Genomic DNA, 24,722 nt, shown 5'->3' with positions numbered 1-24,722 from the left:
TCATCCTCGCAGGCGCTCCAGCGCGTGGGGCAGCAGGTCGTGGCCGTGGTCCAGGGTCAGGCCGGTGGCGGCGGCGTTCGCCTCGCTGAAGGCGGGCAGGCCGTGGTCGGCAAGGCGCGGGTGCCACAGCACGAAGGGCACCGGGTCCGGGGTGTGGGTGCGCCGGGCCAGGGGCGTGAAGTGGTCGCAGGTCAGCAGGATGGCCGTGTCGGTGCCCTCCAGGGCGCGGACGATGGGCCCGACCACGCGCTCGTCGAAGCGGCGCACGGCCTCGACCTTGTCCGCCGCGATGCCCGAATGCCCGCATTCGTCGGGGGCCTCCACATGTAGGAACACGAAGTCCCCGCCACGGGCCAGGAAATCCAGGGCGGCGTCCACCTTGCCCTGGTAGTTGGTGTCCAGCAGGCCGGTGACGCCCGGCACCTCGGCCACCTCCATGCCCGAGGCCCGGCCCAGGCCGCGCACGAGGTCCACGGCGGAAACCACGGCCCCGCGCAGGCCGAAGGCCTGGGCAAAGGCGGGCAGCAGCAGCGGGCGGCCCTGGCCCCAGGGCCAGATGGCGTTGGCGCGGGTGGCGTTGGCCGGGGCGGCCAGGCGCGCGGCGGCCCGGCGGCGCAGCTCCGCCAGCCGGGACGAGGCGGCGAAGCGCTCCAGGTCCGGCCCCTGGGGCTGGTCGGTGATGTCGTGGGGCGGGCGGATGTCCAGCGCGGCTTCGGGCTCCCGGGCGCCGCCGCGCTGCACCAGCAGGTGGCGGTACTGGATGCCGGGCACGAAGGTGAACGTCCCGTCGCCCAGGTGGGCCTGAAGGTCTTCCACCAGCGGGGTGGACTGTTCGGTGGTGATGTGCCCCGAGGAGTAGTCGAGCATGGCGTCTTCGGGCCCGGGCCCGGCCACGCGCACCAGGTTCAGCCGCCAGACGAGGTCGTCGGGGTCCAGCTCCAGGCCCTGGGCGGCGGCTTCGATGGGCCCGCGCCCGGTGTGGTGGGCGGCGGGGTCGAAACCCATGAGGGACATGTTGGCCACGTCCGACCCCGGGGGCATGCCGTGGGGCACGGTGCGCGCCGTTCCGGCCACGCAGCGCCGGGCCAGGGCGTCCATGTTCGGGGTGGGCGCGGCCTCCAGGGGCGTGCGCCCGTCCAGTTCGGCCACGGGCCAGTCGCCCATGCCGTCGGCCACGAGGAAGAGGAGTTTGGTCATGAGGGCTTCGCGTGTCGCGGGGGTTGGCGGTCAGTGGGAGAACAGCAGCGGCGCCAGCAGGGCCAGCAGCAGGATGAGCACCGCCGCCACGGCCGCGATGGTGGCCGCCGGGCCCGGGCCTCCGGGGGGCAGAACCCTGCGGAAGAACGTGGCCAGAAGTTGCTGCAGCATGATCCTCCTGTGCGCCCGGAGCGGGGTCGGGCGCGGGGCCGCCGCCCGGCCCGCCGCGTGCGGGCTGCGGGCGGCCGGGCGCCCTGGCCGTGCCGGTCCGGGTCAGGATGCCCTTTCCCGGCCCTTTCGTCCAGTGCCCCCGGCCCCGCCGCGCCTAGAGGATGCGGTAGTGCATGGTCGTGCCCAGGGTCAGGCCCAGAGCCTCGACCTGGCGCATGGCCTTGTGGATGGCGTCGGCCGCCGCCTCGTGGGTCAAAAACACCAGGGGGATGCCCTCGCCCGCGTCGCTGCGGCTCTTCTGGATGACCTGTTGCAGGCTGATGTCGTGGTCGGCCATGACCCCGGCGATGTCGCGCAGCACGCCCGGCGCGTCGGGCACGATGAAGCGCACGTAGTGTTCGCTCACGGCGTCGTCGAGGTCCAGGATTTCCGCCCCGGGCAGGCGGGGGTCCACGAAGCCCAGGTTGTCCGGCGCGTCGTGGCGGATGGTGGCCATGATGTCGGCCAGCACGGCGCTGCCCGTGGGCATGTCGCCCGCGCCGCGCCCGTGCAGCACCACCGGGCCCGCGTTGCCTTCCAGGCGGATGGCGTTGTACGCCCCGCCCACCGAGGCCAGCAGGTAGCCCTCGGGCACCAGGGCCGGGTAGACCCCGGCCTCGACCTTGCCGTCCACCAGCCGGGCCTGGGCCAGCAGCTTGATGCGGAAGCCGAACTCCCGGGCGAAGGCGATGTCCATGGGCGTGACGACGGTGATACCCGTGACGGGCAGTTGGGCGAAGGGATAGTCCACCCCGAAGGCCAGGCGGATGAGCAGCACCAGCTTGTGGGCGGCGTCGATGCCCTGGATGTCCAGGGTCGGGTCGGCCTCGGCGTAGCCGAGCTGCTGGGCCTGACCCAGGGCGGTGCCGAAGTCCAGACCCTTGTCGGTCATCTCGGTCAGGATGTAGTTGGCCGTGCCGTTCAGGATGCCCAGCAGGCTTTGCAGGCGGTTGCCCGCCAGGGCTTCCTTGAGCGGCTGGACCACGGGGATGCCCCCGGCCACGCTGGCCTCGAAGCCCAGATGCACCCCGCGCGCCTGGGCCTGGGCGAAGAGGTCCATGCCGTTCTCGGCCAGCAGGGCCTTGTTGGCCGTGACCACGTGCTTGCCCGCGGCGATGGCCTCCTCCAGGAAGCGCCGGGCGAACCCGGTGCCGCCCATGAGCTCGCAGACCACGGCGATGTCCGGGTCGTCGAGGATCTCGCGGTGGTCGGTCACGGCGCGGGCGCCGATGGCCTCCACGGCGGCGCGGCGGTGCTCGCTGCGGATGAGCACGGCCTTGATGCGGATTTCCTTGCCCGTGCGGCGCAGGATGGACTCGCGGTTCTCGTGGATGAGCCGGGCCAGGCCCTGGCCCACGGTGCCGAAACCGGCCAGGCCGATGTCCAGTCGCTCGGGGCGCCCGGGCTGCTGCGGGTCTAGCACGCGCCCCCCTCCAGGACCTTCTTGATGCCCTTGATGGCCTGCTTGGTGCGGTGGGCGTTCTCGATGAGGGCGAAGCGCACGTGGTCGTCGCCGTAGTGCCCGAAGCCCAGGCCCGGCGACACGGCCACGTGGCCCTCGCGCAGCAGCAGCTTGGCGAACTCCACCGAGCCGAGCTTGCGGAAGGGCTCGGGGATGCGCGCCCAGGCGAACATGGTCGCCTTGGGCGGAACGATCTCCCAGCCCACGCGGTTCAGGCCCTCGCAGAGCACGTCGCGGCGCTCCTTGTAGACGTTCACGATGTCCTGCACGCATTCCTGCGGGCCGTTCAGGGCGATGATCGAGGCGATCTGGATGGGTTGGAAGATGCCGTAGTCCAGGTAGCTCTTGATGCGCGTCAGCGCCTGGACCATGTCGCGGTTGCCGCAGCAGAAGCCCACGCGCCAGCCGGCCATGGAGTACGACTTGGACAGGGAGAAGAACTCCACGCCCACGTCCTTGGCGCCCTTGGCCTGCAGGAAGCTCGGGGCCTTGTAGCCGTCGAAGACCAGGTCGGCGTAGGCCAGGTCGTGGATGACGTAGATGTTGTTTTCCTTGGCGAAATCGACAATGCGCTGGAAGAACTCCAGATCCACCACCTGGGTGGTCGGGTTGTGCGGAAAGCTTATGATCAGCAGCTTGGGCTGGGGCCAGGTCTGGCGCATGGCCAATTCCAGGTCCTCGATGAAGTTGCGGTCCGGGCTGGTGGGGATGCGCCGCACGTCCGCCCCGGCGATGATGGCCGAATAGGGATGGATGGGGTAGGTCGGGTCCTGGGCGAAAACCACGTCGCCCGGGGAGAGCATGACCATGGCCAGGTGCGACAGGCCCTCCTTGGCGCCCATGGTCACCACGGCCTCCTGGTCGGGGTCGATGTGCACGTCGAAGCGCCGCAGGTACCAGTCCGAAATGGCCTTGCGCAGGTTGGGCAGGCCCCGGGAGGCGCTGTAGCGATGGTTGATGGGCTTCTGGGCGGCCTCGACCATCTTGTCCACGATGTGCTGGGGGGTGCCGATGTCGGGGTTGCCCATGCCGAGGTCAACGATGTCGATGTTCTGGCGGCGCATCTTCATCTTCAACTCGTTGACCACGGCGAACACGTAGGGGGGCAGCCTGTGGACCCGGGGGAACTGTTGCATGGGGCCTCCTTGGCGGATGTGTCTTTGCGCCATCCCGGGCGCATGCGGGTTGAGCGCCCCGGCCCGGGGGCCTTGGGGCGCGGGAGTCGCACCAGGGTCGTCATCCCCCCGCGACAGGCCGGGGGGACCGGGATGGCGGGGGGGGGCCGCCTACTCGAACAGGTAGGCGTACTTCTCGGCGACGGCGGCGGTTCGGCCGGCCAGCGCCTGGGCGGCGGCGTCCACGGTGGCGGCGTCCACGGTGCCGACTTCGCTGGCGAGGTAGTGCGTGAGCACGGTCTCGTCGGCGGCGTAAATCCACACGGCGGCATAGACGGAACCGACCTGTTCGCGGCCGGGAAATTCGGGCTGGGTGGTGAGGATGACCTTGATCTTGCGCTCGTCCTTGGCCGAGAGGGCGAAGAGCGACGAGGCGTTCAGGGTTTCCTTGAGGCGGAAGGCCAGGCGCGTGCCGAGCTGGTCCGTGCTGTCGTTGACCACGGCCACGGAGGTCACGAAGCCGCTTTTGGCGGGCTCCGCGGGGCGGTCTTCCACGGCCTCGGCCTTGGGGGCCTGGGGGGCGGCCTGGGCGAAGACGCGCGGCGCGCACAGCAGAAGCGCCGCGACGGTGGCGGCAAACAGCAGGAGATATGTGCGGCGGCGGCCCATGGATGCCCTCGGAAAACAGATCATCTGTGGTGTCCTATCGCCGCTAGTCTTGAGGGGTAAACGCCGTTTTGTCAATACGTGTCTTGTGTTGCAGGAAAGCGTCCACGGCGGGGCGCTCGCGTCCGAGCAGGCGCAGGTCGGCCACGGGCAGGGGCGAGCGCTCGCCGCCGTAGAGCAGCAGGGCGCGGTCCACGAATCCGGCCAGCACGAAGCAGGCCCGCAGGCGCCGGGCCCGGGGCGGGCTGCCCCACACGGCGGAAACGGCCAGCACATGCCCGCGTCCGCCCGGGCCGACGAGCAGATCGCCGCCGCGCAGCAGGGCCTCGCGGGCCGCGCGCGGCACCACGGCGGCCCAGCGTCCCAGGCGCTCCAGAAAGGCCGGATGCACGGCCAGATAGTGGAAGGGGTCGATCTTGACGGCCAGGGACACTCCGGGCACGCCGAGGATCATGGGGTCCTCGCGCCAGGCACGGCCCAGGCCGCGCTGGAGCCGGTCGAGAGTCCGGGCATAATCCTGCATGGCGCGCCTCGCCGTGCCCCGCCGCGCGGGCGGGGTCTACTCCGGAGGATAGTTGGGCTGCGCGCGGACCTGGGCCACGGCCGCGCGCACGGCGTCCTCGATTTCGTCCTGGCGCACGGGCTCGCGCAGCACGATGGACCCCTGCTGCACGTAGCGCGGGGGCAGGCTGTTCAGGGCCAGGGCGTAGATGTCCTGCAAATCTATGGTGTTGGGGATGAATCCCGGATGTTCTCCCAGGACACGGGGAATGGCGTCGATGACCCGCCGCTCGTTGCGGTTGCGGATGAAAAAGAGGCTGGTGTCCCCGATATCGTAACGCGCGATGAGTTCCCTGATCTTGGCGTCCATGACGACCCCCGTGAGGAATATCAATAAGAATAACCGGTCGGGGGTTTTATTTCAAACCGAAAAAAAGACGCGCGGGGCAGGGCCTAGAAGTCGAAGCGCAGGGGCCGCCGGGATGCGGCCCTGTTCTTTTCGCCCTTGCGGCCGTTCCGGCGTCCGGTCACGTGGCGCAGGAATTGTTTGGAAGGCGTGAGGTCCGGATTGATGCGCAGGGACTCTTCCAGGTAGCGGATGCAGTTGGGCAGGTCCTGCATCTCGAAGTAGGCCCGGGCGATGTTGTGCAGCAGGTGGTCGTCCTCCCCGGCCAGGGCCAGGGCCCGCAGGTAGTGTTTGAGGGCCAGGTCCAGCAGGCTTTGCTTGCGCAGGGAAACGCCGAAATCGTTGAACATGTGCTTGTGTTCAGGCACGAAGGGCGCGTCCATTTCGGCCAGCCGGGTGAAGATGTCCACGGCCTTGGCCTTGTTGCCGCGCCGCAGGTAGGTCAGGCCCAGGCCGAAGCCCGCGCGGGCGTTTTTCTCCACGTCCTCTGGGCTGCCGCTCAGTTCGAATCCCTCGATCTCCACGCGCAGCCCGGGCAGGGGCTCCGGGGCGGGCTCGGGCGCGCGCAGGTCCGGGCCGTCCTCCCGGCGCGCCCTGTCCGGGCGCTGGATGTAGAAATCCGGCTCGGGGGTGAAGCGTTCCAGGAGGATGTCCAGCGGCACCATGCGCTTGCGGCCCACGGGGATGAGCTGTTCGTTGATGGGCTGGACCTCGGCCTGGTCCGGCGCGGTCTGGCGCACGAGCCAGTACTGCGTGACGGTGGTCCGGCGCTGGGTCTGGCCGGTGCCGACCTTGCGGGTCTCCCGGGTGGAGAACACGCCCTGGACGGGCGGAGGGGACGGGCGGCGGCTGGGCATGGCGCTCTGGTGCGTGGCCGGGGCGGTTGCCGGGCCGGGAATTCCGGCGCCGGGGCGGGGTTTGCTCCCTGGAGCGGATACTAGCCTGGATGGGGCGGGGGCACAAGCCCGCCGCCGTTTTCGCACCGGGGCGACTGCCGGGGCCGTCAGCGGCCCAGCAGCCCCAGCAGGAAGACCGCGCCCACGGCCAGCACGGTGCCGACCAGGAACCACAGCAGGCTGCGGCGGATACCCGGCCCCGACCGCGCGGGGCGGGCCGTGGCCGCACGCCGGGCCTCGGGCGGGGGCGCCTCCAGGGGCAGGTCCTCCCATGGGGTGTGGCGGTAGTCGGGCACGGGCGCGGGGTGCGCGGGATGCGGCCCGGCGGGGGCGGGTTCCGGGGCCGTGGCCGCCGGGGCAGCCGGGGGCTCCGGAGCGTCCGCGGGGGCGGGCGCGGAAGGCGCCTCCAGGGGCAGATCCTCCCACGGGGTGTGGCGGTAGTCGGGCACGGGCGGGGCCTTGCGCGGGCCTTGCCCGGCGGGGCGCCCGGCCCCGGCATGCGGCGCGGGAGCCGGTTCCCGGGTGTTTCCACTTCCGGCGTCTTCCTCGGCGTCTTGCGCTTGCTGCGCTTCCCGTGCCTCCGCCGCCGCGCGTTCCAGCAGCCGCCAGGCCGTGTGCAGCAGGTCTTCCAGCAGGGCCATGCGCGCCGAGCGGCCCTGCAGGCAGAGCAGCCCGTGCAGCGAGGTCGCGCGGACCAGGGTGCCCTCCGGGCGGCGGGTCAGGGTCAGGACCACCCGGCGGCCCATGTTGGCCAGGGAGAACGGCGGCTTGGCCAGCAGCAGGCCCATGGAGCGGTCGGCGGACAGCAGGCCCAGGCCGCGCAGGTCCACCGCCGCCGCCAGGGCCTCCCAGACCGCGTCGCGGCCCAGGGGACCGTCCGCGCCCCCGGGGCCGTGGGGGAACGTCCAGGCCAGTTCGGTCTGGCGGGCGGAATAGGTCGCGCTTTCCAGCACGGGCTCGTGGTGCCCGGGGGCGGCGCTCCGGGCGCTGGGGGCTGCGGTGGCGGCCATGGGCTCTCCTTGCCGGGGCCGGAGGCCGGAGCGGATCGCAGGCCCCCGGAACCCAAGGCGGACCCACGATGCACCAAATTGCGCCCCCCGGCAACCGGATCGGGCGCCGCGCGCATTGCCCCGGCTCCCAGGGGCTGGCGGCTTCCGGGTCGGCTTTCGCACTGGCGGATGATCCGGAGGGCGGCGGGTGCCGCGTACGGCAGCGTCGCATCTTCGAAACATAGCGTTATTTTTGTATAATACTTTGGAATAAAATATTTTTATCTGCGGTTCCCGGGTGTCGTCTCCCGGGCGCGACACGAGGAGCCAGCGCCCGGGGCGTCATCCGCCGCCGCGTCCAGGGCCGCACGGGCCCGGGCAGCGAAGGCCGCGACCAGGGCCGGGTCCTTGCGGCCGCGCGCGTCCTCCAGGCCGGTGTGCGCGTCCACCCCGGCGGGGCGCACGGCGCGGATGGCCGCCGCCACGTTGTCCGGCCCCAGGCCCCCGGCCAGGATCAGCGGGCGCGGGCAGGCCCGGGCCAGCAGGGCGCTGACGGCCCAGTCGTGCACGCGGCCGGTGGCCCCGGTGGCGCCGCTGGCGGGGTCGAGGCTGTCGGTGAGCAGGGCGTCGCAGTGCGCCGCCAGGGCCCGGGCCTCGGCCAGCAGCGCCTCGCGCCGCTCGGGTGTCGGGTCCGGCGGCACGATGACGCTTTTGACGACGTACAGGTCCGGCCTGCGGGCGCGCAGGGCCGCCAGGGCCGCCGGGGCCATGGGCGCGTGGAGCTGCACCGCCCGCGTGCCCACCGCGCGGCACAGGGCGTCGATTTCCGTCGGGTCCGTCGCGTAGGTGATGCACACCGCCAGCAGTGCGGGCGGCAGGGCGGCCACGATGCTCGCGGCCTGGGCCTCGGTCACGTCCGGGGCATGCACGGCCAGCCGCAGGGGCAGGCCCACGCTGTCCACGCCCAGGCGGGCCAGCATCAGGGCCTCGTCCAGGTCCCGCACTCCGGCGACCTGCACCCGCGGGCAGGGCCTCATGGGGTGCGGCCCCCGCTCCGGGCCGCATCCAGGGCCCGGGTCAGGCGCCGGACGTACAGGGCCGCGATGGCCTCCGGGGCCATGTCCGCCTGGGCGGCGAGGTCGAAGTCCGGCGCCGGAAGCTCCGGCGGGCGCGGCGCCAGGGGCCGGGCCAGGGCGAACTGTTCGCGGGCGGAGGCCTGATCCCCGGCCTCCCGCGCGGCCAGGGCGCGGTCCAGGGCCGACAGCGCGTCCGGCCCCGCGTCCGGGCCGAAGGCCGGGGCCAGGGCGCCGGGCAGGGGCCGCCCGCCCAGCAGGGAGCCCACGGCCCGGCGGGCCAGGGCGGGCCAGCGCGTCAGTTCCGCTTCGGGCAGGGTGAAGTCCACGCTCAGGCCCTCGGGCGGCCAGCGGCGCAGGACTTCGGCCCGGGCGATGTCCGCCCGTTGGGCCAGTTCCGTGGCCTTGGCCTCCAGCCCGGAGCGCGAGTCGCGCAATTCGGCGTCGCGCTTGGCCAGGCTCTCGGGGTTGTGGGCGAAGACGTGGGCGGCCAGCCCCACCGTGGCCTGCTCCAGGTCGCGCAATTCCTGCTGGGCGGCGGCGAAGGTCCGCTTCTGGCGTTCCAGGCGTTCCACGGTTTCGGTCGCCGCACGCAGCGCCCGGGCGCGATTGAGCGCAAGGATTTGCGTTTCCAGGGCCTTGCGCTCGGCCAGCAGTGTGTTCATGCGCTCCTCGGCCTCGTAGTAGCGCAGGCCGAAGGCCGTGAGGGCCAGATCCTGGTCCAGGTCCGCCAGGGCCTTGCGTGCATCGGCGGCGGCCCGGGCGGCCTCCTCGGCGGCGGCGCCCAGGCGCAGCAGGCGCTGCCCGGGGTCCTCGGCACTCTGCGCCGTCACGCGCGTGCGCACCAGCCCGGGCGCTCCGGGCACGGGCGCCAGGGTGCAGGACACGGCGTACTGCGCGCCGATGAGTTGCGCCAGGAGCAGCGCCGTCTCGGCGTCGTCGCCTCGGGGATGGTCCAGCCCGGCTTCGCGGGTCACGGCGCGCAGCAGCCCGTAGGGCGCCGGGCGCGGGGCGTCCAGCCCGCTGACGGGCCCGGCCACGGCCTCGTGCAGCAGCCATTGCAGCGCGCGGCCGACCCCGGGCAGGGCCGGGCTCTCCAGGCGCGGCCGGGCCAGCACGGCCAGCCCCGGGGCCAGAGGTTCCTGCCCGCCCTGGAGGGCCGAGCGCACCAGCCCGCGCGCCCGCAGCCGGTCGGCCAGCATCGCCAGGGATGCGGCCTCGGCGCGCAGGGCCGCCGCGAATCCGGGCGGATCGTCGTCGGGGTAGGCCGTCCACAGGGCCGTGGTCTTCTCGGGGTGGCCCGCGAACCAGTGGCACAGGCCGAGATAGATGGTCGCCACCGGTTCGTGGGGCTCGTGGGCCAGCACGGCCTCGAAGCGCGCCCCGGCCACGGCGTAGCGCCCGGCCTCGAAGGACTGGCGGCCCGTGTCCAGCACGGAGGACAGGGTGGTCAGCACGGGCACCCGGCGCAGGCTCGACGCGTCGTCGACCACGGGCCGGGGGTTGGCGTCGGTGGTCGGCGGCGGCACCGAGGGCGCGCAGGCCGCCAGCGCCAGGGCCAGGACGGCCCCGCGGAGCAGGCAGGCGAGGGCGCCGGGGCGCGGGGCGGGGAGCGGCGTGCGGCGCGGCATGGGGCGCATCCTACGGCAAGCCTCCGGGCTGCGCCAGCACCCGTTCGCGCGGGCCCCGGGCGACCACGCGCCCGGCCTCCAGGCGCAGGCACAGCCCCACCGCCGGGGGGATTTCCGCCGGATCGTGGGTCACGAAAACCAGGGTCACTCCGGCCCCGGCCAGGGCCTGCACCACTTCCAGGAAACGTGCCCGGGCCTCGGGGTCCAGCCCGGTGCAGGCTTCGTCCAGCAACAGCAGCTCCGGCCCCGGGGCCAGGGCCCGGGCGATGAGCAGGCGGCGCATCTGGCCGTAGGACAGGGTGCGCACCCGGCGCTGCCGCATGCCCGCCAGCCCGACCATATCCACCAGCGCCCCGGCCTGCTCGACCTGCTCCGCGCTGGGGCGGTCGTAGAGGCCGACGCTGGAAAAATGCCCGGACAGCACGGCTTCCACGGCGGTCACGTCGTAGCGGTACGCGGCCTGCAATTCCGGGGACACCAGGCCCATGCGGCGGCGGATGTCCCACACGTTCACCGGGCCGGGCAGCCCGAACCACGAGGCCCGGCCCCGGGTGGGCCGCAGCGCGCCCTGGCACAGGGCCACCAGGGTGCTCTTGCCCGCGCCGTTGGCCCCCAGCACGGCCCAGTGCTCCCCGGGGCGCACGGTCCAGTCGATGCCCGCCAGCACCGTGCGGCCCTGGCGCACAACGTCCACCCCGCGCAGGGCCACGTAATGCTCCGGCACCTCCCGGCGCGGCCCGCCCGCCGCCCGGGGCAGGGCCAGGGCCGGGCCCGCCGCAAAGGCCCGCGCGGCCTCGCCCAGCACGGCGTCCGCCGCGCCCTGGCGCACCACCTGTCCGCCTTCCAGCACCGCCGCATGGGTCGCCACGGCGCGCACTTCGTCCAGATGGTGCGTGGCCATGACGAGCTGCGTGCCGCCCGCGGCCAGCCGCACCAGGGCCCGGCCCAGCCGCGCGCGCGCCGCGGCGTCGAGCCCCTGCATGGCTTCGTCCAGCAGCAGCAGGCGCGGCTCGCGCACCAGGGCGCGGGCCAGCACGGCCAGCCGCCCCTGCCCGCGCGAGAGCGAGAGCACGTCGCGCCCGGCCAGGTCCGCCGCGTCCAGGTTTGCCAGGGCGGCCCGGGCCCGTTCCAGTTCCTCCCGCGAGGGCTCGCGGAACAGGTATTGCGTGTCGTGGATGCCCGTGACCACGAAACGCTCCACGCTCATTGCGCGTTCGTCGCGGGTCAGGGCGTCGTGGTCGTCGGGGGTGACCAGGGCCACGGCCGCCCGGGCGTCCAGGGCGCTTTCGGTGCGGCCCCGGCCGAAGTTCCAGCAGCGGGCGCCCCGGTGGCCGAAATGTTCGCCCTGGGCGGGGTGGACCTCGCCGCGGGCCAGACGCAGCAGGGTGGTCTTGCCCGCGCCGTTGGGCCCGGCGAGCACCCAGTGCTGCCCGGGCAGCACCTGCCAGGAGGCGTCCTTGAGCGCGAAGCCGGGGCCCAGGCGGACCGTGCAATGGCGGATGTCGATGACGGGATCGTGCGGCATGGGGGCTGTGGTATCCTCTGCGCCGCCCGGGGGCAAGGGCGCCGTGCGCCCGGGGGCTGGGCGGCCGGTTTCGCGCCCGGCCCGAACGTCCCGGGCCCGGCCCACGGTGGTTGACCGTGGGGCCGGGCCCGGTATGGGGCAAGGGGCCGATGGCCCCTTGCGGAGAGTGTCGGGGCGGAGCCCCGGCGGGTTACTTCGCCGCGTCTTCGGCAGTGGCGGCCTTGCCGAAGCCGTACTTGAGCATGAAGGCGCCCAGGGCGATCACGGCGGCGGCCACACCGCCGATGACGGAGGCGTTCATGGACATGCTGAAGCCGAGGTCGGACAGGATGATGAACGAGGCGCACACGGCGGTCATGAAGGTCGCCGGGACGGTGCAGATCCAGTGGAAGCGCCCGGTCTTGGCCAGATACACGGCGCCGGACCACAGCACGAGCATGGACAGCATCTGGTTGGAGAAGCCGAAGTAACGCCAGATGGACTCGAAGGGCGACTGGGAGATGAGGAAGCCGATGACGAACATGGGCACGGCGATGAACAGCCGCTTGGCGGCCTTGGCCTGGTTGACCTTGAAGGTCTCGGCCACGATGAGGCGCGTGGAGCGGAAGGCCGTGTCGCCCGAGGTGATGGGCAGGATGATGACGGCCAGCACGGCCAGCGCGCCGCCGACGGGTCCGAGCAGGACGTTGGAGGCTTCCTTGACCACGGCGGCGGGGCTGCCCGCGGCGACGACGGCGCCCAGGGCCGCGGAGCTGTCGTAGAAGCTCAGGCCGATGGTGGCCCAGACCAGGGCGATGACGCCCTCGATGATCATGGCGCCGTAGAAGACCATGCGGCCTTCACGCTCGTTCTTCACGCAGCGGGCCATGAGCGGCGACTGGGTGGAGTGGAACCCGCTGATGGCGCCGCAGGACAGGGTCACGAACAACAGCGGCCACAGGGGCAGGTTCTTGGGATGGACGTTGGTGAAGAAGTCCATGTTCGGCAGGATCGGGTGGTCGCTGGCCATGAGCGCGATGGCGATGGACACGGTCATGACCAGCAGCAGGCCGCCCAGGGCGGGGTAGAAGCGGCCGATGACCTTGTCGATGGGCAGGATGGTGGCCAGGAAGTAGTAGGCGAAGATGGCGGCCACGAAAATGGGGGTGGCGACGCCGGTCAGGCCGGTGAGCAGCTTGGCCGGGGCCAGGACGAAGACCACGCCCACGAGCATGAGCAGGATCACGGAGAACACGCGCATGACCTGACGGGCGGGCATGCCCATGTATTCGCCCACCAGCTCGGGGATGCTCGCGCCCTTGTTGCGCACGGAGAGCATGCCGCTCATGTAGTCGTGCACGGCGCCGGCGAAGATGGAGCCGATGACGATCCACAGCAGGGCGGCCGGGCCGTAGAGGGCGCCCAGGATGGGCCCGAAGATGGGTCCGATGCCCGCGATGTCCAGCACCTGGATGAGCAGGAGCTTCCATTTGGGCATGGGCACGTAGTCCACGTCGTCACGCATGGAGTAGGCCGGGGTGACGGCCTTCTCGTCGGGGGCGAGAATGCGGTCCACCACCGCGCCGTAGGTCATGTATCCCAGCACCAGGGCGGCGAGGCACACGAAGAAATAGAACATGGCGATCCTCCGGTTGGCTTGCCCGTCCGAATGGCCCGGACGGCTTCATTTTGAGGATGCCATAGGGCAGGGCCGCACGCTTGTGCAACGCCTTGCGCGTGAAGTGTCGGTTTTGGCGTCTGAAACGCCCTGGGCGGGGCGCAAGCCGCCGGACCGCGCGTCGCGGCTAGGCGGCGGCGGGCAGGGCCTGGCGCGGGATGCGCATGGCCACCAGGGTGCCGCCGCCGGGACGCGAGCCGATCTGCAGGCCGAACTGGGCGCCGTAGATCTGGCGCAGGCGGCGGTTGCAGTTGGCCACGCCGATGCACCGGCCGTCGCCCTCGCTCTCCAGCAGGGCCCGGGCCTTCTGGGGCGGCATGCCCACGCCGTCGTCCTCGACGATGACGTGCAGCTCGCCCGCGAGCACGGCGGCGCGCACGCTGACCATGCCGCCCTCCTCGCGCCCGGCCAGCCCGTGTTTGATGCCGTTTTCCACCAGGGGCTGGATGAGCAGCGCGGGCACGGGCCAGTCGCGGCAGTCGTCGTCCACCAGCAGGGTGGCGTGGATGCGCTCGCCGAAGCGGGCCTGTTCGATGGCCAGATAGGAACGGACCTGATCGAGTTCCTGGGCCAGGGGGATGAACCCGTCGCCGCCGTGCAGGTTGCGGCGCAGGAACACGGCCAGATCCTGGAGCAGCTCGCGGGCGCGCCCGGAGTTGGTGCGGCAGAAGGAGGCGATGGTGTTCAGGGCGTTGAACAGGAAGTGCGGGTTGATCTGGGCTTGCAGGCGACGGATTTCCTCGCGGGCCAGCAGGCGTTCCTTGATCTGGATGTCTTCGAGTTCGAGCTGGGTGGAGAACAGGGCGGCCAGGCCCTTGGCGATTTCGTAGCGCACGGCGTCCAGGCCGTTGCCCTTGGTGCCGTAGAGCTTGAGGGTGCCGACGATGGCCCCGCCCTTGCGCAGGGGCACGATGGCCCCCGAGCGGAACGGGCAGTCGGGCGTACCGCAGCCGATGGCCGCGGCGTCGCGCACGAAGGCCGGGATGCCGGTTTCGAGCACGGCGCGCGTGGCGGAGGTCATGATGCGCTGGCCGGGCAGGTGGTGGTCGTCCCCTTCGCCGACGTGGGCCAGCACGCGCGAGGTGTCCGTCACGGCCACGGCGGCCACGCCCATGCGCTCGAAGATGATCCGCGCGGCGGCCTCGGCGGTTTCGCCCGACAGGCCCAGGCGCAGGTGGACCACGGTCTGCCCGGCGATGGCCAGGATCTGCTGGGCCTGGGTGGACTCGTGCTTTTCGCGGTAGTGCGAGACGACGATGAGCGTCTGCACGAACAGGGCCGCGCCGATGGTGTTGACGATGATCATGGGCATGGCGATGAGCTGCACGAGGCTCACGGCGTCGGCAAAGGGCCGGGCCAGGGCCAGCACCAGGAGCATGTGGAAGCTCTCGCCCGCGAAGGCCAGGGCGGCGGCGGGCTTCCAGTTCAGCGGCTCGCGCAGGCGCAGGGCCAGGAACCCGGCCACCGTGCCCTCCAGGAAGGTCGCCAGCCCGCAGGGCAGGGCCGAGAAGCCGTAGAAATCGATGAGGTTGCGGTGCAGCCCGGCGATGAACCCGGCCCCCGCGCCGACCACCGGCCCGCCCACCAGCCCGGCGGTGATCACGCTCATGGCCCGCAGGTTGGCCACCGAGGCCTGCACCGGGCCGCCGGTGTAGGTGCCCAGGATGCCCATGCCCCCGAAGAGCAGCGTCAGGAAGACGGTGTTGCGCAGGGTGGTGGGCCGCAGGTCCACGTCGCGCAGGGCGCCCAGGGTCATGATGACGAAGGCCGCCGTGAGCATGAGCCCGAAGCGTTCCACAAGGATGACCAGCAGTTCCAGTGTCGTCATGGCTATGCTCCGGCCTAGAGGCCGAGGTGTTCCTTGAAGGCCGCGACGCGGCCCCGGCTGACGGTGACTTCCGAGCCCGCGGCGTCGTCCATGGTGCAGGCGTATTTGCCGTTGAACCAGGGCGAGAACCCGCGCACCCGGGCCAGGTTGACCAGGGCGCCCCGGTTGGCGCGGAAGAACGAATGCGGTCCCAGGCGTTCTTCCAGGGTTTCCATCGTCGCCGGGCCGTGGCAGGGCAGGGCGCCGCGCGCGGTGTGGGCCACCACGCGGCGCTCCTCGGTGCTCAGGAAGACGATTTCCTCGGGCCGCAGCAGGGCGATGCGCCCGCCCTGTTCCACGGCCACGCGGGTCAGCCCGCGCGTGGGAGCCAGGGCTTCGAGCAGGCGCAACACCTCGCCGTCCATGGCCGCGCGGTCGGTGGGCAGGCCCCGGGGCGCGGCCAGGGCGCCGCGCACGCGGGCCAGGCTGCGGGCCAGGCGGTCCTCCTCCACGGGTTTGAGCAGGTAGTCCACGGCGTTGGCGTCGAAGGCGCGGATGGCATAGTGGTCGAAGGCCGTGGCGAAGACGAACTGCGGCGGCCGCTCCGGCCCTTCGGCCAGCACCTCGGCCACCACGTCCAGCCCGCTGCCCCCGGGCATTTCGATGTCCAGGAAGGCCACATCGGGCGCGTGCTCGCGGATGGCGGTCACGGCCTCGCGCGCCGAAGCCGCCTGGGCCACGATTTCCACGTCCGGACAGCGCGAGAGCATGAAGGCCAGCTCGTCGCGCGCGGGCGGCTCGTCGTCGGCGATGACGGCGCGTATGGACATGGGCGGGGTCTCCTTCCGCCGGGCCGGGGCAATGGGCGCGGGCGGCATCGGGCGGATGCCCTCAGCTAATGCCGCCCGGCGGGGGGTGTCAAGGTCGGGGGAGGGACGCCTTTCCTCCTGCTCCTCAGAAGGCGCCCAGGGTCATGCGGTAGATGCGCGCGAGCATGGCCGGGGCCGGGGTGGCGTCCCAGTGGCCGGTGGCCCGGGCCCAGGCGTACAGGGTCAGGAGCACGGCGGCGCAGCCCAGGGCGGGCAGGGCCCAGGGCAGGCGCCGCCCGCCGGGCAGGGCCGGGCCCAGGCAACCGGGCACGGGGCAGGCTCCAGCGCATTCCATGCAGCCCACGCAGTCCGGCGAGTTGACGCGGAGCTTCTCCTGCACGCGGATGCCCCCGGGGCAGACCCGGGTGCAGCGCCCGCACTGCACGCACGAGGCCGCGTCGCGGCGCACGGCCAGGGGCGAGGCCAGGGCCGCGAGCCCCAGCAGCGCGCCGTAGGGGCACAGCGCGCGGCACCAGAAATAGGGCAGCACCAGCCCCAGGGCGCCCAGCAGGGCCAGGACGGCCAGGGTCGTGCCCGAGGGGTTCAGGAAGAAGGCCAGCATGCGCGCGTCGGCGGCGATGTTGAAGGGCGTGCGCAGGAAGCTTTCCAGGGCCCGGGCGTCCATGGCCACCCAGGTGGTCCAGATGAAAAAGGCCAGCAGCAGGTACTTGGGCACGGCCAGGGCCAGGGCCGCGCGCCGGGGCAGGGGCCGCGCCCAGCCCAGGGCCCGCCCGGCGCGGGCCAGCAGGTTGTGGATCAGGCCCACGGGGCAGACGTGGCCGCAGAAGCCCTTGCGCAGCAGCAGGGCCATGAGCAGCGCGGCCACCAGGATGGTCAGCCCGGCGGGATGGACGGGGTCCCACTGGTCATCGGTCAGCAGGCGGCGCAGGGCCATGAAGGCGCTGATGGGCAGGAAGCCCTCCACCGAGGGCGGGCGCGTCGCCGGGCCGGGGCCCTGGCCCATGATCCAGCTCACGAAGCGGTAGAACTCCCACCCGGCCCACAGGCAGGTCAGGGCGAAGGCCGACTGCACGGCCAGGCGCAGCCGCGCGGGGCGGTGGCCGGGGAGGGCCGTCCCGCGCGGGGCGGCGGTCGGAGCGGCGGATTGGTCGGCGGGAGCGGGGCTGGCCGGGGACGCGTCGGGGGCGGATCGGGACATGCGTGGACTCCTTGGGCTTTGCCAACGGCGGCGGGGTGCCGTACCGTGGCGGGGCGGCGTCAGGGTGCCCCGGCGGTCGCCCCGGCGCCTTGACCCGGGTCAAAAAGAACCGGACCGCGCTGCGGGCGGCGGGTCGGGCGCCAGAGCGTCCCTGTACGCCCGGGCCGGGCCCGGGACAAGGCGGTGCGCCGGAATTTGCACAAGAAAATGCGCCTCCGGGCGCGGGAGGACGGAATGGATCAGGAGACGACGGCGTCGGCCCGGGTGATCGGCGCGCTGACGCGGACGGCGGCACGCATCCGCGAGCTGGAGTGCGAGGCCGAGGCGCTGCTGCACGAAAAGGGCGATCCCGAGGGCTCGGCGGCGAAGCTGCGCCGCAAGGCCGAACTGCTGCGCGACCTGCCCGATGAACTGGACGGGCTGCTGGACGGGCTGGACCAGCGGACGCGCGGCCTCGTGGAGCGCAAGGCCGAGAACCTCTGCGCCCGGGCTTCGGCGGCCCTGGGCCAGGGCAGCGTGTTCTGGATGCGCAACCTGCTCTACCCCGAGGACTACGCCGAGGGCGAGCCCAACGAGCTGGAGCGTTTCATCACGAGCCTGGGCCGCTGACCACGCGTTTCAGATCCAGCCCGAAGCGGCGCATGCGGTTCTGCACCGTGCCCCGGCTGACGCCGAGCAGGGCGGCGGCGCGGCTCTTGTTGCCGCCCGTGGCCAGCAGGGCGTCGATGAGCGCCTGGCGCGGGTCGGCGGGCAGGGCCGGGTGCGGGCCCGGGCGCTGGCCTGGGGTGGCCCATCCGGCCCCGGGAGCCGGGGCTTCGGGGGCTGGCGGCGGGCAGGCGCCCGCCGCGCCGCCCACAACGGCGGGGGGCAGGTGCCCGGGGCCCACGGGCCCGGAGTCCGTGAGCACGCAGGCGTATTCCAGGGCGCTTTTCAACTCGCGCACGTTGCCCGGCCAGGCGTGGGCCGTGAGCAGGCGCAGGGCCTCGGGGGTCAGGCCCTGGGGCCCCCGGCCCGTGCGGCTGCGGATGTCGGCCAGGAAGTGCCCGGCCAGCAGCGGAATGTCCTCGGTGCGTTCGCGTAGCGGCGGCACGTGGATGGGGATGACGTTGATGCGATAAAACAGGTCCTTGCGGAAGGCGCCCTCGGCGACCATGCGCTCCAGGTTGCGGTTGGTGGCCGTGATGACGCGCGCGTCGACCTCGATGGGCCGGTTGTCGCCCACGCGCTCGATGCGCTTGCTCTCCAGCACGCGCAGCAGCTTGACCTGGGTGGCCGGGGGCACGTCGCCGATCTCGTCCAGGAAGATGTCGCCGCCGTCGGCGGCCTCGAAGCGGCCCTCGCGGTGGCGGATGGCCCCGGTGAAGGCGCCCTTGACGTGGCCGAACAGTTCGCTTTCGAGCAGGCTTTCGTTCAGCGCCGCGCAGTTGAACTGGATGAAGGGCCGCTCGGCGCGCCAGCCCAGGGTGTGAATGGCGTGGGCGGCCAGCTCCTTGCCCGTGCCCGACTCGCCGAAGATGATCACCGGCGCGTCGGAGCGCGCGGCCTTTTCCAGGATGGCGTACAGCCGCAGCATGGCCGGGGAGTCGCCGACCATGCCGTGGAAGCCCGTGTCCCAGTGACGCGAGAGTTCCTCGATCTTGCGGTCGCGCTCCACCAGTTCGGAGAGGTCGGTCAGCGTCTCCACCCCGGCGATGACCTCGCCGTTGTCCATGAGCAGGGTGGCGTTCTTGACCACGTCCACGCAGGAGCCGTCCTTGCGCACGATGCGGCAGCGCTTGCGGTTCTGCTTGCGTTCGTCGAACAGGCGGCACCAGTGGTCGCGGCCCTCGCGGCGCGAGATGCGGCAGGCGTCGCAGTTGAGCACGGTGCAGGGCCGGCCCAGCAGCTCGCGGCGCGAAAAGCCCGTCAGCCGCTCCAGGGAGCTGTTGACCATGGACAGCCGCCCGTCGGGCCCGACGATGAACAGCCCCTCGTTCATGGTCTCGATGATCTCTTCCAGATACTGCTTCACCGAATCCTGGTTCATGCCCGCCGCCTTGATTTGCGCAGTTGATTAACCACCTGCTCAAATAGCGATCAATTTCCGCCGTGGCAAGGCGATCGTCACATGGCGGAATTTTGGGAATAAACGTTGTCATTTCAGCTTGAAAGAATCATGGCGCTGTGCTGCGTGGTCTTCCGGCACAAGGACTGCTATAGCAGGATAGACCCGAAGAACCTGCACGGCACGGCGGCGCAACGGGTCGCGCCGCAAACGAATACGGAACGTCATGAATCGCAGAAAGTTTCTGAAGACCATGGCCCTGGCCGGGGCCCTGGCCGTGCCCGGCGCCGGGGCGGCCCGGGCCGGAAGCGCCGGGGCCGATGCGCCGGTGGAGCTGGCCACCCTGCTGGACCTGTCGCGCTGCGTCGGGTGCGGCGAGTGCGTGGCGGCCTGCCGCGAGGTCAACGCCGCCAAGTTCCCCGAGCCGGTGCGGCCCTTCCCGAAAATGTTCCCCGCGCGGGTCAGGGCCGAGGACTGGTCCGCCCGGCGGGATGAGGACGGGCGACTCACGCCCTACAACTGGCTGACCATCCAGACCGCCGTGGTCGAAAAGGACGGGCAGGAGCTGGAGGTGCACATCCCCCGGCGCTGCATGCACTGCGTGAACCCGCCCTGCGCGAACCTCTGCCCCTGGGGCGCGGCCTACAAGCGCGCCGACGGCGTGGTGCGCATCAACGACTCCATCTGCCTGGGCGGGGCCAAGTGTCGCGACGTGTGCCCCTGGGGCATCCCCCAGCGCCAGACCGGGGTCGGCCTGTACCTGGACCTGCTGCCCGCCCTGGCGGGCAACGGGGTGATGTACAAGTGCGACCGCTGCCACCAGCGCCTGGACGCCGGGCAGCTCCCGGCCTGCATCGAGGCCTGCCCCATGGACGTGCAGAGCATCGGCCCGCGCGAGGAGATGGCCGCCCGGGCGCGTGCGCTGGCCGCCGAAACCGGGGGCCACGTCTACGGCCTGGAGGAGAACGGCGGCACCAACACCTTCTATGTCTCCCCCGTGTCCTTCGAGGCGCTGGACCGCGCCGTGACCCACGGCCCGGGGCAGCCGCACCTGCGCCCGGTGGCCGATGTCATGGCCCGCGACGAGGCCTTCACCGCGGCGGTGTTCGGCGCGCCGCTGGCCGGGCTGGCCGCCGGGCTGCTCACCGCCGTGCGCGGCCTGCGCGGCGCGGGCGGAGCCGGTTCCGGCAAGCCCGGCTCCGCCGCGGGCCCCGGGAAGGAGGGCGGCCATGACTGAGCGCCGCGCCGCCTCCGGCCGCCCGCACCGCGCCGCGCGCTGGCCGTGGATCACCCTGTGCCTGGCCCTGGGCTTCACCGGCGCGGGGCAGATGCCCATCTTCAAGCGCTATTATCTGGCCGACCTGCCGGGCATGGCCTGGACGGCGGATTTCCTGCTGCTGCACAGCCTGCACCTGCTCCTGGCCGCCGTGTTCCTGGCCTGGGCCGGGGCGGCGCTGGGCGCGTGGCTGGTGCGCCGCCGGGCGCCGACCGCCCTGGGCGGCTGGCGGGCGGGTGTGATCGCCGCCCTGGCGCTGACGGGGCTGGCCCGCGCGGCCAAGAATCTGCCCTGGGTCTGGCTGCCGCCGGAGACGGTCATGGCCGTGGACTGGGCCCACCTGGCCCTGGCTCTGGCCTTTGGAGCCCTGGGGCTGGCGGCCCTGCTACGGCGCGCGGAGCATGTGCGCTAGTCAATTATTGCGCGGCATTGCAGGGTAATTCCGCCCACACTGTAGCATATTGAAATAAACGCCTACATTTTTTTGGGGGAACACTTGGAAATCGCGGCATGAGGGCGTATCGTCTGCGCAGCGGTCAACCCGGGCATGGGGTCCGGGGCCGCAAGCCTTCGCGGAGAAGCCTTCATGAAGTTGTCCACCAGAAGCCGCTACGGAACCAGGATGCTCCTGGACATCGCCGAAAACAGCAACGGCCGCCCGGTCTCGGTGAGCGAGGTCTCGGCGCGGCTGGGGGTCTCGGTGAAATACCTGGAGCAACTCATCCGGCCCCTCAAGCGCGGGGGGTACCTGGCCAGCGTGCGCGGGCCCAAGGGGGGGCACATGCTCACCCGCTCGCCCGAGGAGATCACCGTCGGAGAGGTCGTCCGCCTGCTGGAGGGCGGCATCAACCTGACCGACTGCGTGAGCGACGGCCGGACCTGCACGCGCAGCGGCAAGTGCAACGTCCGCAACGTATGGGTGGAGGCCACGGCGGCCATGAACCGCATCCTGGACTCCATCACCCTGTCGCAGATCAACTACGAGAACTGCGACACGAAGCGCTAGCGCGGGGGGGCGGGCCTCCTGCGCGGCACGGGCCGCAGGGCCGCCGCCGGGGTCGTCGCGGCGGCCCGGCGGGCAACCTGAAACGCAGGGGGTGTCTTCATGAACCGTTTCCCGTCGTTGCGCCCGCGGGCGCTCCTGGCGCTTGTCGTCCTTGTGTGCGGGGTATGCGCCGCGCCGGTGGCCCGCGCGGCCACCGACACGTCCTCGCCCGCCCAGGGCGGCGAGGCGGCCCCGGGGCGCCAACTGGCGCGCCAGGCCACCAAGGATCCGCAACTCTGGATCACCTCGGACCACACCAAGCATGAAGTGCTGCGCCAGCACTTCGCCAAACCCGAGGACGTGACCCGCGCCTGCCTCACCTGCCACACCGAGGCCTCCGCGCAGTTCCACAAGACCATCCACTGGACCTGGATCGACCCCAATGCCGAGCCCGCCGAGCGCATGGGCAAGGGCGGGCTGGTGGTCAACAACTTCTGCATCAGCATCCTGTCCAACGAGCCGCGCTGCACCTCGTGCCACGCGGGCTACGGCTGGAAAGACAAGGACTTCGACTTCACCGATCCGGCCAAGGTGGACTGTCTGGTCTGCCACGACACCACGGGCACCTACGAGAAGTTCCCCTCGAAGGCGGGCTACCCGGTGAGCGAGCCCACGCCCTTCGGGCCCAAGAAGACCTTCCAGCCGCCGGACCTGGCCAAGATCGCCCAGAATATCGGCCGCCCCGACCGCGACAACTGCGGCACCTGCCACTTCAACGGCGGCGGCGGCGACGGCGTGAAGCACGGCGACATGGACAGCTCGCTGACCGCGCCGAGCAAGAAGCTCGACGTGCACATGGGCGTCGACGGCCAGAACTTCCACTGCACGCGCTGCCACACGACCACGGTGCACAACATCGCCGGGCGCATCTACGCCAACCCGGCGGCCACCGAGCGCAAGAGCCTGCTCGAAGACGACCTCGCGCCCCGGATCACCTGCGAGTCGTGCCACAGCGCCACGCCGCACAAGGCCGGGCACAAGGCCAACGACCACACCGACAAGGTGGCCTGCCAGGCCTGCCACATCCCCGAGTACGCCCGCGAAAAGCCGACCAAGATGAACTGGGACTGGTCCACCGCCGGGAAGCTTCGGGACGGCAAGCCCTACAAGGAGGAAGGCCCCTACGGCAAGGACTCCTACGATTCCATGAAGGGCGACTTCGTGTGGGAGATGAACGTGGTGCCCGAATACTACTGGTGGGGCGGCTCCATGACCACCGTGCGCGCCACGGACGTGATCGACCCCTCGGGCGAGGTGCGCCTGTCCTGGCCCGTGGGCTCGGCGGACGATCCGCGCTCGCGGATCATGCCCTTCAAGGTCCACCGGGGCAAGACGCCCTACGACACGGTGAACAGGACCATGGTCGTGCCGCACCTGTTCGGCAAGGACGCCACCGCCCTGTGGGCCAACTATGATTGGGCCAAGGCCATCCAGGCGGGCATGGACTACGCCGGGCTGGACTACTCCGGCGAATTCGGCTTCGTGGAAACGGCCTGGGCCTACCCCACCACGCACATGGTGGCGCCCAAGGACAACGTGGTGGCCTGCTCCGAATGCCACGGCCACCGCGGGCGGCTGGCCAACCTGGCCGGATTCTACATGCCCGGGCGCGACGGCGTGGCCCTGGTGGACTGGGCCGGCTGGGCCGCCGTGCTGGCCTCCCTGGCGGGAGTGCTGATCCACGGCGCCATGCGCGCGGCGTCCCGGTCGCGCAATGCAAAGGAGGATCGGTCATGAGCGGTTCCGTGAAGAACGGCCTGAAGAAGGTCTACCTGTACACGCGTTTCGAGCGATTCTGGCATTGGTTCCAGGCCGCGCTGATCCTCGTGCTGGCCGCCACGGGCCTCGAGGTCCACGGCTCCTTCAGCCTGCTGGGCTTCGAGCGGGCCGTGGCCGTGCACGAATGGTGCGCCTGGGCCTGGCTGGGGCTGTACGTGTTCATCGTGTTCTGGCTGTCCACCACCGGGGAGTGGAAGCAGTACGTACCCACCACCAGGAAGATCTACGAGGTGGCCATGTACTACGCGAGCGGCATCTTCCGCGGCGAGCCGCACCCCGTGCCCAAGACCCAGCGCGCCAAGCACAACCCGCTCCAGCGCCTGACCTACCTGTCCATCGCCACGCTGCTCATCCCGTTCCAGATCGCCACGGGCATCGCCTACCTCTACTACAACGACTGGGCGGCCCTGGGCCTGGCCAGCCTGTCCCTGGAAACGGTGGCCACCCTGCACACCATCGGCGCCTTCGGCTTCCTGGCCTTCGTGGTCGTCCATGTGTACATGACCACCACCGGGCACACCGTCTCGGCCCACGTGATCGCCATGTTCACGGGCTGGGAGGAGGTCGAGGACGAAAAGTCCGTGCCCGAGTGGGAGCGCAAGACCAGTCCCATGTGACCCCCTGTCCGGGCGCGGGGCGGCGCGGCGGCGGTCGCCGCGCTCCCCTGCGCCCTGGTTTCCGGGCCCCCGCCCGGCGCGCGACGGCGTGCCCGGGCGGGGGCTCCCGCTTTGGCGGGGGCCGCGACGATCCGCGCGTGGAGGATGACTTGCGGACTACAGCTTAGGAGACTGCCGCCCCGCGCGCGGAGGATGAAATTCGCTGTCACGAGTTGCAGTGATGGCGAAAAAGCGTCTATGATTCCGGCTCGGAGTCGGCCCGGGCGGGACAGTCCCGCCCCGGGGGCTCCGCAAGCAAGGATACAGGGAGGGCGCCATGATCGCCAGCATGACCCAGGGCAGGCTGCGGCTGCGCAGCGGAGCCTTGAAGGTGGAAGAGATTGCCCGCGAGGCCCGCGAAAGGCTTCTGGACCTCAAGGGCGTGGTGGAGGTGCAGGTCAACCAGCGGGTGGGCAGCCTGCTGGTGCTCTACGACAAGGCGCGCATCGGCGCCGAGGCGCTGCTCAAGCGCGCGGCCGAGCTGCTGCACGTGGACCTCGAGCGCCTGAAGGCCGGGGTGGCCCGGGCGGACAAGGCCCTGCGCACCCCCGAGGCCCGGCGCGCCGTCAAGGCGGGCATGGCCGGGGCGGTGGTCCTGGCCGTGGGCGCGCTGGCCGTGTCGAGCAAGGTCCACGCCGGGGCCGGGGTGCTGTTCCTGGCGCTGGCGGGGGTCCATGCCTTCCAGAACCGCCGGACCCTTTTGCGCTAGCAAGCCGGGCCCGCGTCCGGAAAGCGAACGAGGCCGACGCGCGTTGTGCG

The 24,722-nt window shown here is 71.8% G+C and carries 24 protein-coding genes; 7 read left to right on the top strand and 17 right to left on the bottom strand.

Annotated elements, in window-relative coordinates:
• The 16 genes from ACZ5KV_RS04215 to ACZ5KV_RS04140 form a co-directional block, all read right to left on the bottom strand.
• Complete coding sequence (locus ACZ5KV_RS04215) at positions 1 to 1,197, bottom strand: cofactor-independent phosphoglycerate mutase (RefSeq protein ID WP_464241098.1); 1,197 nt, start codon at positions 1,195 to 1,197, stop codon at positions 1 to 3.
• Positions 1,198 to 1,227: 30 nt separating this feature from the next.
• Positions 1,228 to 1,368, bottom strand: a complete 141-nt coding sequence (locus ACZ5KV_RS04210; protein WP_464241097.1) for a hypothetical protein — start codon at positions 1,366 to 1,368, stop codon at positions 1,228 to 1,230.
• 154 nt (positions 1,369 to 1,522) lie between these two features.
• On the bottom strand, positions 1,523 to 2,830 hold the full coding sequence (locus ACZ5KV_RS04205) for a homoserine dehydrogenase (protein ID WP_464241096.1): 1,308 nt from the start codon (positions 2,828 to 2,830) through the stop codon (positions 1,523 to 1,525).
• Complete coding sequence (locus ACZ5KV_RS04200) at positions 2,824 to 4,005, bottom strand: aminotransferase class I/II-fold pyridoxal phosphate-dependent enzyme (RefSeq protein ID WP_464241095.1); 1,182 nt, start codon at positions 4,003 to 4,005, stop codon at positions 2,824 to 2,826. Before ACZ5KV_RS04200 ends, ACZ5KV_RS04205 begins: the two co-directional genes overlap by 7 nt.
• Before the next feature lie 150 nt (positions 4,006 to 4,155).
• Positions 4,156 to 4,677, bottom strand: coding sequence for a hypothetical protein (locus ACZ5KV_RS04195; protein WP_464241094.1), 522 nt, complete (start codon positions 4,675 to 4,677; stop codon positions 4,156 to 4,158).
• 19 nt (positions 4,678 to 4,696) lie between these two features.
• A complete protein-coding gene (locus ACZ5KV_RS04190; protein WP_464241093.1) occupies positions 4,697 to 5,173 on the bottom strand; it encodes a hypothetical protein in 477 nt (158 codons plus the stop codon).
• A gap of 36 nt (positions 5,174 to 5,209) precedes the next feature.
• Positions 5,210 to 5,521 carry a late competence development ComFB family protein gene (locus ACZ5KV_RS04185; protein WP_464241092.1) on the bottom strand — a complete coding sequence of 104 codons (312 nt, stop codon included), beginning with the start codon at positions 5,519 to 5,521 and terminating at the stop codon, positions 5,210 to 5,212.
• A gap of 83 nt (positions 5,522 to 5,604) precedes the next feature.
• Complete coding sequence (locus tag ACZ5KV_RS04180; RefSeq protein WP_464241091.1) at positions 5,605 to 6,414, bottom strand: tetratricopeptide repeat protein; 810 nt, start codon at positions 6,412 to 6,414, stop codon at positions 5,605 to 5,607.
• 146 nt (positions 6,415 to 6,560) lie between these two features.
• On the bottom strand, positions 6,561 to 7,463 hold the full coding sequence (locus ACZ5KV_RS04175; RefSeq protein WP_464241090.1) for a hypothetical protein: 903 nt from the start codon (positions 7,461 to 7,463) through the stop codon (positions 6,561 to 6,563).
• Between the two features lie 260 nt (positions 7,464 to 7,723).
• Positions 7,724 to 8,479: a phosphoribosylanthranilate isomerase gene (locus ACZ5KV_RS04170; RefSeq protein WP_464241089.1), complete on the bottom strand. Its 756-nt coding sequence runs from the start codon at positions 8,477 to 8,479 to the stop codon at positions 7,724 to 7,726.
• Positions 8,476 to 10,146 carry a hypothetical protein gene (locus ACZ5KV_RS04165; RefSeq protein ID WP_464241088.1) on the bottom strand — a complete coding sequence of 557 codons (1,671 nt, stop codon included), beginning with the start codon at positions 10,144 to 10,146 and terminating at the stop codon, positions 8,476 to 8,478. The genes ACZ5KV_RS04170 and ACZ5KV_RS04165 overlap by 4 nt, the downstream gene beginning before the upstream one ends.
• 10 nt (positions 10,147 to 10,156) lie before the next feature.
• Positions 10,157 to 11,671 carry an ATP-binding cassette domain-containing protein gene (locus ACZ5KV_RS04160; protein ID WP_464241087.1) on the bottom strand — a complete coding sequence of 505 codons (1,515 nt, stop codon included), beginning with the start codon at positions 11,669 to 11,671 and terminating at the stop codon, positions 10,157 to 10,159.
• A gap of 190 nt (positions 11,672 to 11,861) precedes the next feature.
• Entirely contained in the window at positions 11,862 to 13,289 is a 1,428-nt protein-coding gene (locus tag ACZ5KV_RS04155) for a carbon starvation CstA family protein (protein WP_464241086.1), read from the bottom strand.
• 166 nt (positions 13,290 to 13,455) lie between these two features.
• The gene (locus tag ACZ5KV_RS04150) at positions 13,456 to 15,156 is read right to left on the bottom strand and encodes a LytS/YhcK type 5TM receptor domain-containing protein (protein WP_464241085.1); all 1,701 of its coding nucleotides are present in this window, start codon (positions 15,154 to 15,156) and stop codon (positions 13,456 to 13,458) included.
• 14 nt (positions 15,157 to 15,170) lie between these two features.
• Entirely contained in the window at positions 15,171 to 15,965 is a 795-nt protein-coding gene (locus tag ACZ5KV_RS04145) for a LytR/AlgR family response regulator transcription factor (RefSeq protein WP_464241084.1), read from the bottom strand.
• A gap of 124 nt (positions 15,966 to 16,089) precedes the next feature.
• On the bottom strand, positions 16,090 to 17,163 hold the full coding sequence (locus ACZ5KV_RS04140) for a 4Fe-4S binding protein (protein ID WP_464241083.1): 1,074 nt from the start codon (positions 17,161 to 17,163) through the stop codon (positions 16,090 to 16,092).
• Between the two features lie 234 nt (positions 17,164 to 17,397).
• Between ACZ5KV_RS04140 and ACZ5KV_RS04135 the strand changes: the two genes are divergently transcribed.
• Complete coding sequence (locus tag ACZ5KV_RS04135) at positions 17,398 to 17,772, top strand: hypothetical protein (protein ID WP_464241082.1); 375 nt, start codon at positions 17,398 to 17,400, stop codon at positions 17,770 to 17,772.
• On the opposite strand, the gene ACZ5KV_RS04130 is transcribed toward ACZ5KV_RS04135, so the two are convergent.
• A complete protein-coding gene (locus tag ACZ5KV_RS04130) occupies positions 17,753 to 19,189 on the bottom strand; it encodes a sigma-54 interaction domain-containing protein (RefSeq protein WP_464241081.1) in 1,437 nt (478 codons plus the stop codon). The genes ACZ5KV_RS04135 and ACZ5KV_RS04130 overlap by 20 nt on opposite strands.
• 244 nt (positions 19,190 to 19,433) lie before the next feature.
• On the opposite strand from ACZ5KV_RS04130, the gene ACZ5KV_RS04125 reads away from it, so the two are divergent.
• From ACZ5KV_RS04125 to ACZ5KV_RS04100, 6 genes are all read left to right on the top strand, one after another.
• On the top strand, positions 19,434 to 20,444 hold the full coding sequence (locus ACZ5KV_RS04125; protein WP_464241080.1) for a 4Fe-4S dicluster domain-containing protein: 1,011 nt from the start codon (positions 19,434 to 19,436) through the stop codon (positions 20,442 to 20,444).
• A complete protein-coding gene (locus ACZ5KV_RS04120) occupies positions 20,437 to 20,895 on the top strand; it encodes a 4Fe-4S ferredoxin (RefSeq protein WP_464241079.1) in 459 nt (152 codons plus the stop codon). Before ACZ5KV_RS04125 ends, ACZ5KV_RS04120 begins: the two co-directional genes overlap by 8 nt.
• A gap of 174 nt (positions 20,896 to 21,069) precedes the next feature.
• Positions 21,070 to 21,489 carry an RrF2 family transcriptional regulator gene (locus ACZ5KV_RS04115; protein ID WP_464241078.1) on the top strand — a complete coding sequence of 140 codons (420 nt, stop codon included), beginning with the start codon at positions 21,070 to 21,072 and terminating at the stop codon, positions 21,487 to 21,489.
• A gap of 99 nt (positions 21,490 to 21,588) precedes the next feature.
• Positions 21,589 to 23,265 carry a tetrathionate reductase family octaheme c-type cytochrome gene (locus ACZ5KV_RS04110; protein ID WP_464241077.1) on the top strand — a complete coding sequence of 559 codons (1,677 nt, stop codon included), beginning with the start codon at positions 21,589 to 21,591 and terminating at the stop codon, positions 23,263 to 23,265.
• Positions 23,262 to 23,924, top strand: coding sequence for a cytochrome b/b6 domain-containing protein (locus ACZ5KV_RS04105; protein WP_464241076.1), 663 nt, complete (start codon positions 23,262 to 23,264; stop codon positions 23,922 to 23,924). The genes ACZ5KV_RS04110 and ACZ5KV_RS04105 overlap by 4 nt, the downstream gene beginning before the upstream one ends.
• A 316-nt stretch (positions 23,925 to 24,240) precedes the next feature.
• Complete coding sequence (locus ACZ5KV_RS04100) at positions 24,241 to 24,672, top strand: HMA2 domain-containing protein (protein WP_464241075.1); 432 nt, start codon at positions 24,241 to 24,243, stop codon at positions 24,670 to 24,672.
• The last annotated feature ends 50 nt before the right edge of the window (positions 24,673 to 24,722 follow it).

Source organism: Desulfocurvus thunnarius (assembly GCF_055390965.1).
The sequence above is the reverse complement of the archived record's forward strand: the minus strand, read 5'-3'. Positions and strand labels throughout refer to the sequence as shown.

Excerpts from the sequence above, each read along its gene's own strand:
- ACZ5KV_RS04160 (WP_464241087.1), bottom strand. The coding sequence starts at position 11,671 with ATGCCGCACGATCCCGTCATCGACATCCGCCATTGCACGGTCCGCCTG.
- ACZ5KV_RS04175 (WP_464241090.1), bottom strand. The coding sequence starts at position 7,463 with ATGGCCGCCACCGCAGCCCCCAGCGCCCGGAGCGCCGCCCCCGGGCAC.
- ACZ5KV_RS04135 (WP_464241082.1), top strand. The coding sequence starts at position 17,398 with ATGGATCAGGAGACGACGGCGTCGGCCCGGGTGATCGGCGCGCTGACG.
- ACZ5KV_RS04145 (WP_464241084.1), bottom strand. The coding sequence starts at position 15,965 with ATGTCCATACGCGCCGTCATCGCCGACGACGAGCCGCCCGCGCGCGAC.
- ACZ5KV_RS04180 (WP_464241091.1), bottom strand. The coding sequence starts at position 6,414 with ATGCCCAGCCGCCGCCCGTCCCCTCCGCCCGTCCAGGGCGTGTTCTCC.
- ACZ5KV_RS04155 (WP_464241086.1), bottom strand. The coding sequence starts at position 13,289 with ATGTTCTATTTCTTCGTGTGCCTCGCCGCCCTGGTGCTGGGATACATG.
- ACZ5KV_RS04100 (WP_464241075.1), top strand. The coding sequence starts at position 24,241 with ATGATCGCCAGCATGACCCAGGGCAGGCTGCGGCTGCGCAGCGGAGCC.
- ACZ5KV_RS04120 (WP_464241079.1), top strand. The coding sequence starts at position 20,437 with ATGACTGAGCGCCGCGCCGCCTCCGGCCGCCCGCACCGCGCCGCGCGC.
- ACZ5KV_RS04115 (WP_464241078.1), top strand. The coding sequence starts at position 21,070 with ATGAAGTTGTCCACCAGAAGCCGCTACGGAACCAGGATGCTCCTGGAC.
- ACZ5KV_RS04190 (WP_464241093.1), bottom strand. The coding sequence starts at position 5,173 with ATGCAGGATTATGCCCGGACTCTCGACCGGCTCCAGCGCGGCCTGGGC.
- ACZ5KV_RS04170 (WP_464241089.1), bottom strand. The coding sequence starts at position 8,479 with ATGAGGCCCTGCCCGCGGGTGCAGGTCGCCGGAGTGCGGGACCTGGAC.
- ACZ5KV_RS04110 (WP_464241077.1), top strand. The coding sequence starts at position 21,589 with ATGAACCGTTTCCCGTCGTTGCGCCCGCGGGCGCTCCTGGCGCTTGTC.
- ACZ5KV_RS04130 (WP_464241081.1), bottom strand. The coding sequence starts at position 19,189 with ATGAACCAGGATTCGGTGAAGCAGTATCTGGAAGAGATCATCGAGACC.
- ACZ5KV_RS04200 (WP_464241095.1), bottom strand. The coding sequence starts at position 4,005 with ATGCAACAGTTCCCCCGGGTCCACAGGCTGCCCCCCTACGTGTTCGCC.
- ACZ5KV_RS04195 (WP_464241094.1), bottom strand. The coding sequence starts at position 4,677 with ATGATCTGTTTTCCGAGGGCATCCATGGGCCGCCGCCGCACATATCTC.
- ACZ5KV_RS04105 (WP_464241076.1), top strand. The coding sequence starts at position 23,262 with ATGAGCGGTTCCGTGAAGAACGGCCTGAAGAAGGTCTACCTGTACACG.
- ACZ5KV_RS04215 (WP_464241098.1), bottom strand. The coding sequence starts at position 1,197 with ATGACCAAACTCCTCTTCCTCGTGGCCGACGGCATGGGCGACTGGCCC.
- ACZ5KV_RS04165 (WP_464241088.1), bottom strand. The coding sequence starts at position 10,146 with ATGCCGCGCCGCACGCCGCTCCCCGCCCCGCGCCCCGGCGCCCTCGCC.
- ACZ5KV_RS04210 (WP_464241097.1), bottom strand. The coding sequence starts at position 1,368 with ATGCTGCAGCAACTTCTGGCCACGTTCTTCCGCAGGGTTCTGCCCCCC.
- ACZ5KV_RS04125 (WP_464241080.1), top strand. The coding sequence starts at position 19,434 with ATGAATCGCAGAAAGTTTCTGAAGACCATGGCCCTGGCCGGGGCCCTG.
- ACZ5KV_RS04140 (WP_464241083.1), bottom strand. The coding sequence starts at position 17,163 with ATGTCCCGATCCGCCCCCGACGCGTCCCCGGCCAGCCCCGCTCCCGCC.
- ACZ5KV_RS04150 (WP_464241085.1), bottom strand. The coding sequence starts at position 15,156 with ATGACGACACTGGAACTGCTGGTCATCCTTGTGGAACGCTTCGGGCTC.
- ACZ5KV_RS04185 (WP_464241092.1), bottom strand. The coding sequence starts at position 5,521 with ATGGACGCCAAGATCAGGGAACTCATCGCGCGTTACGATATCGGGGAC.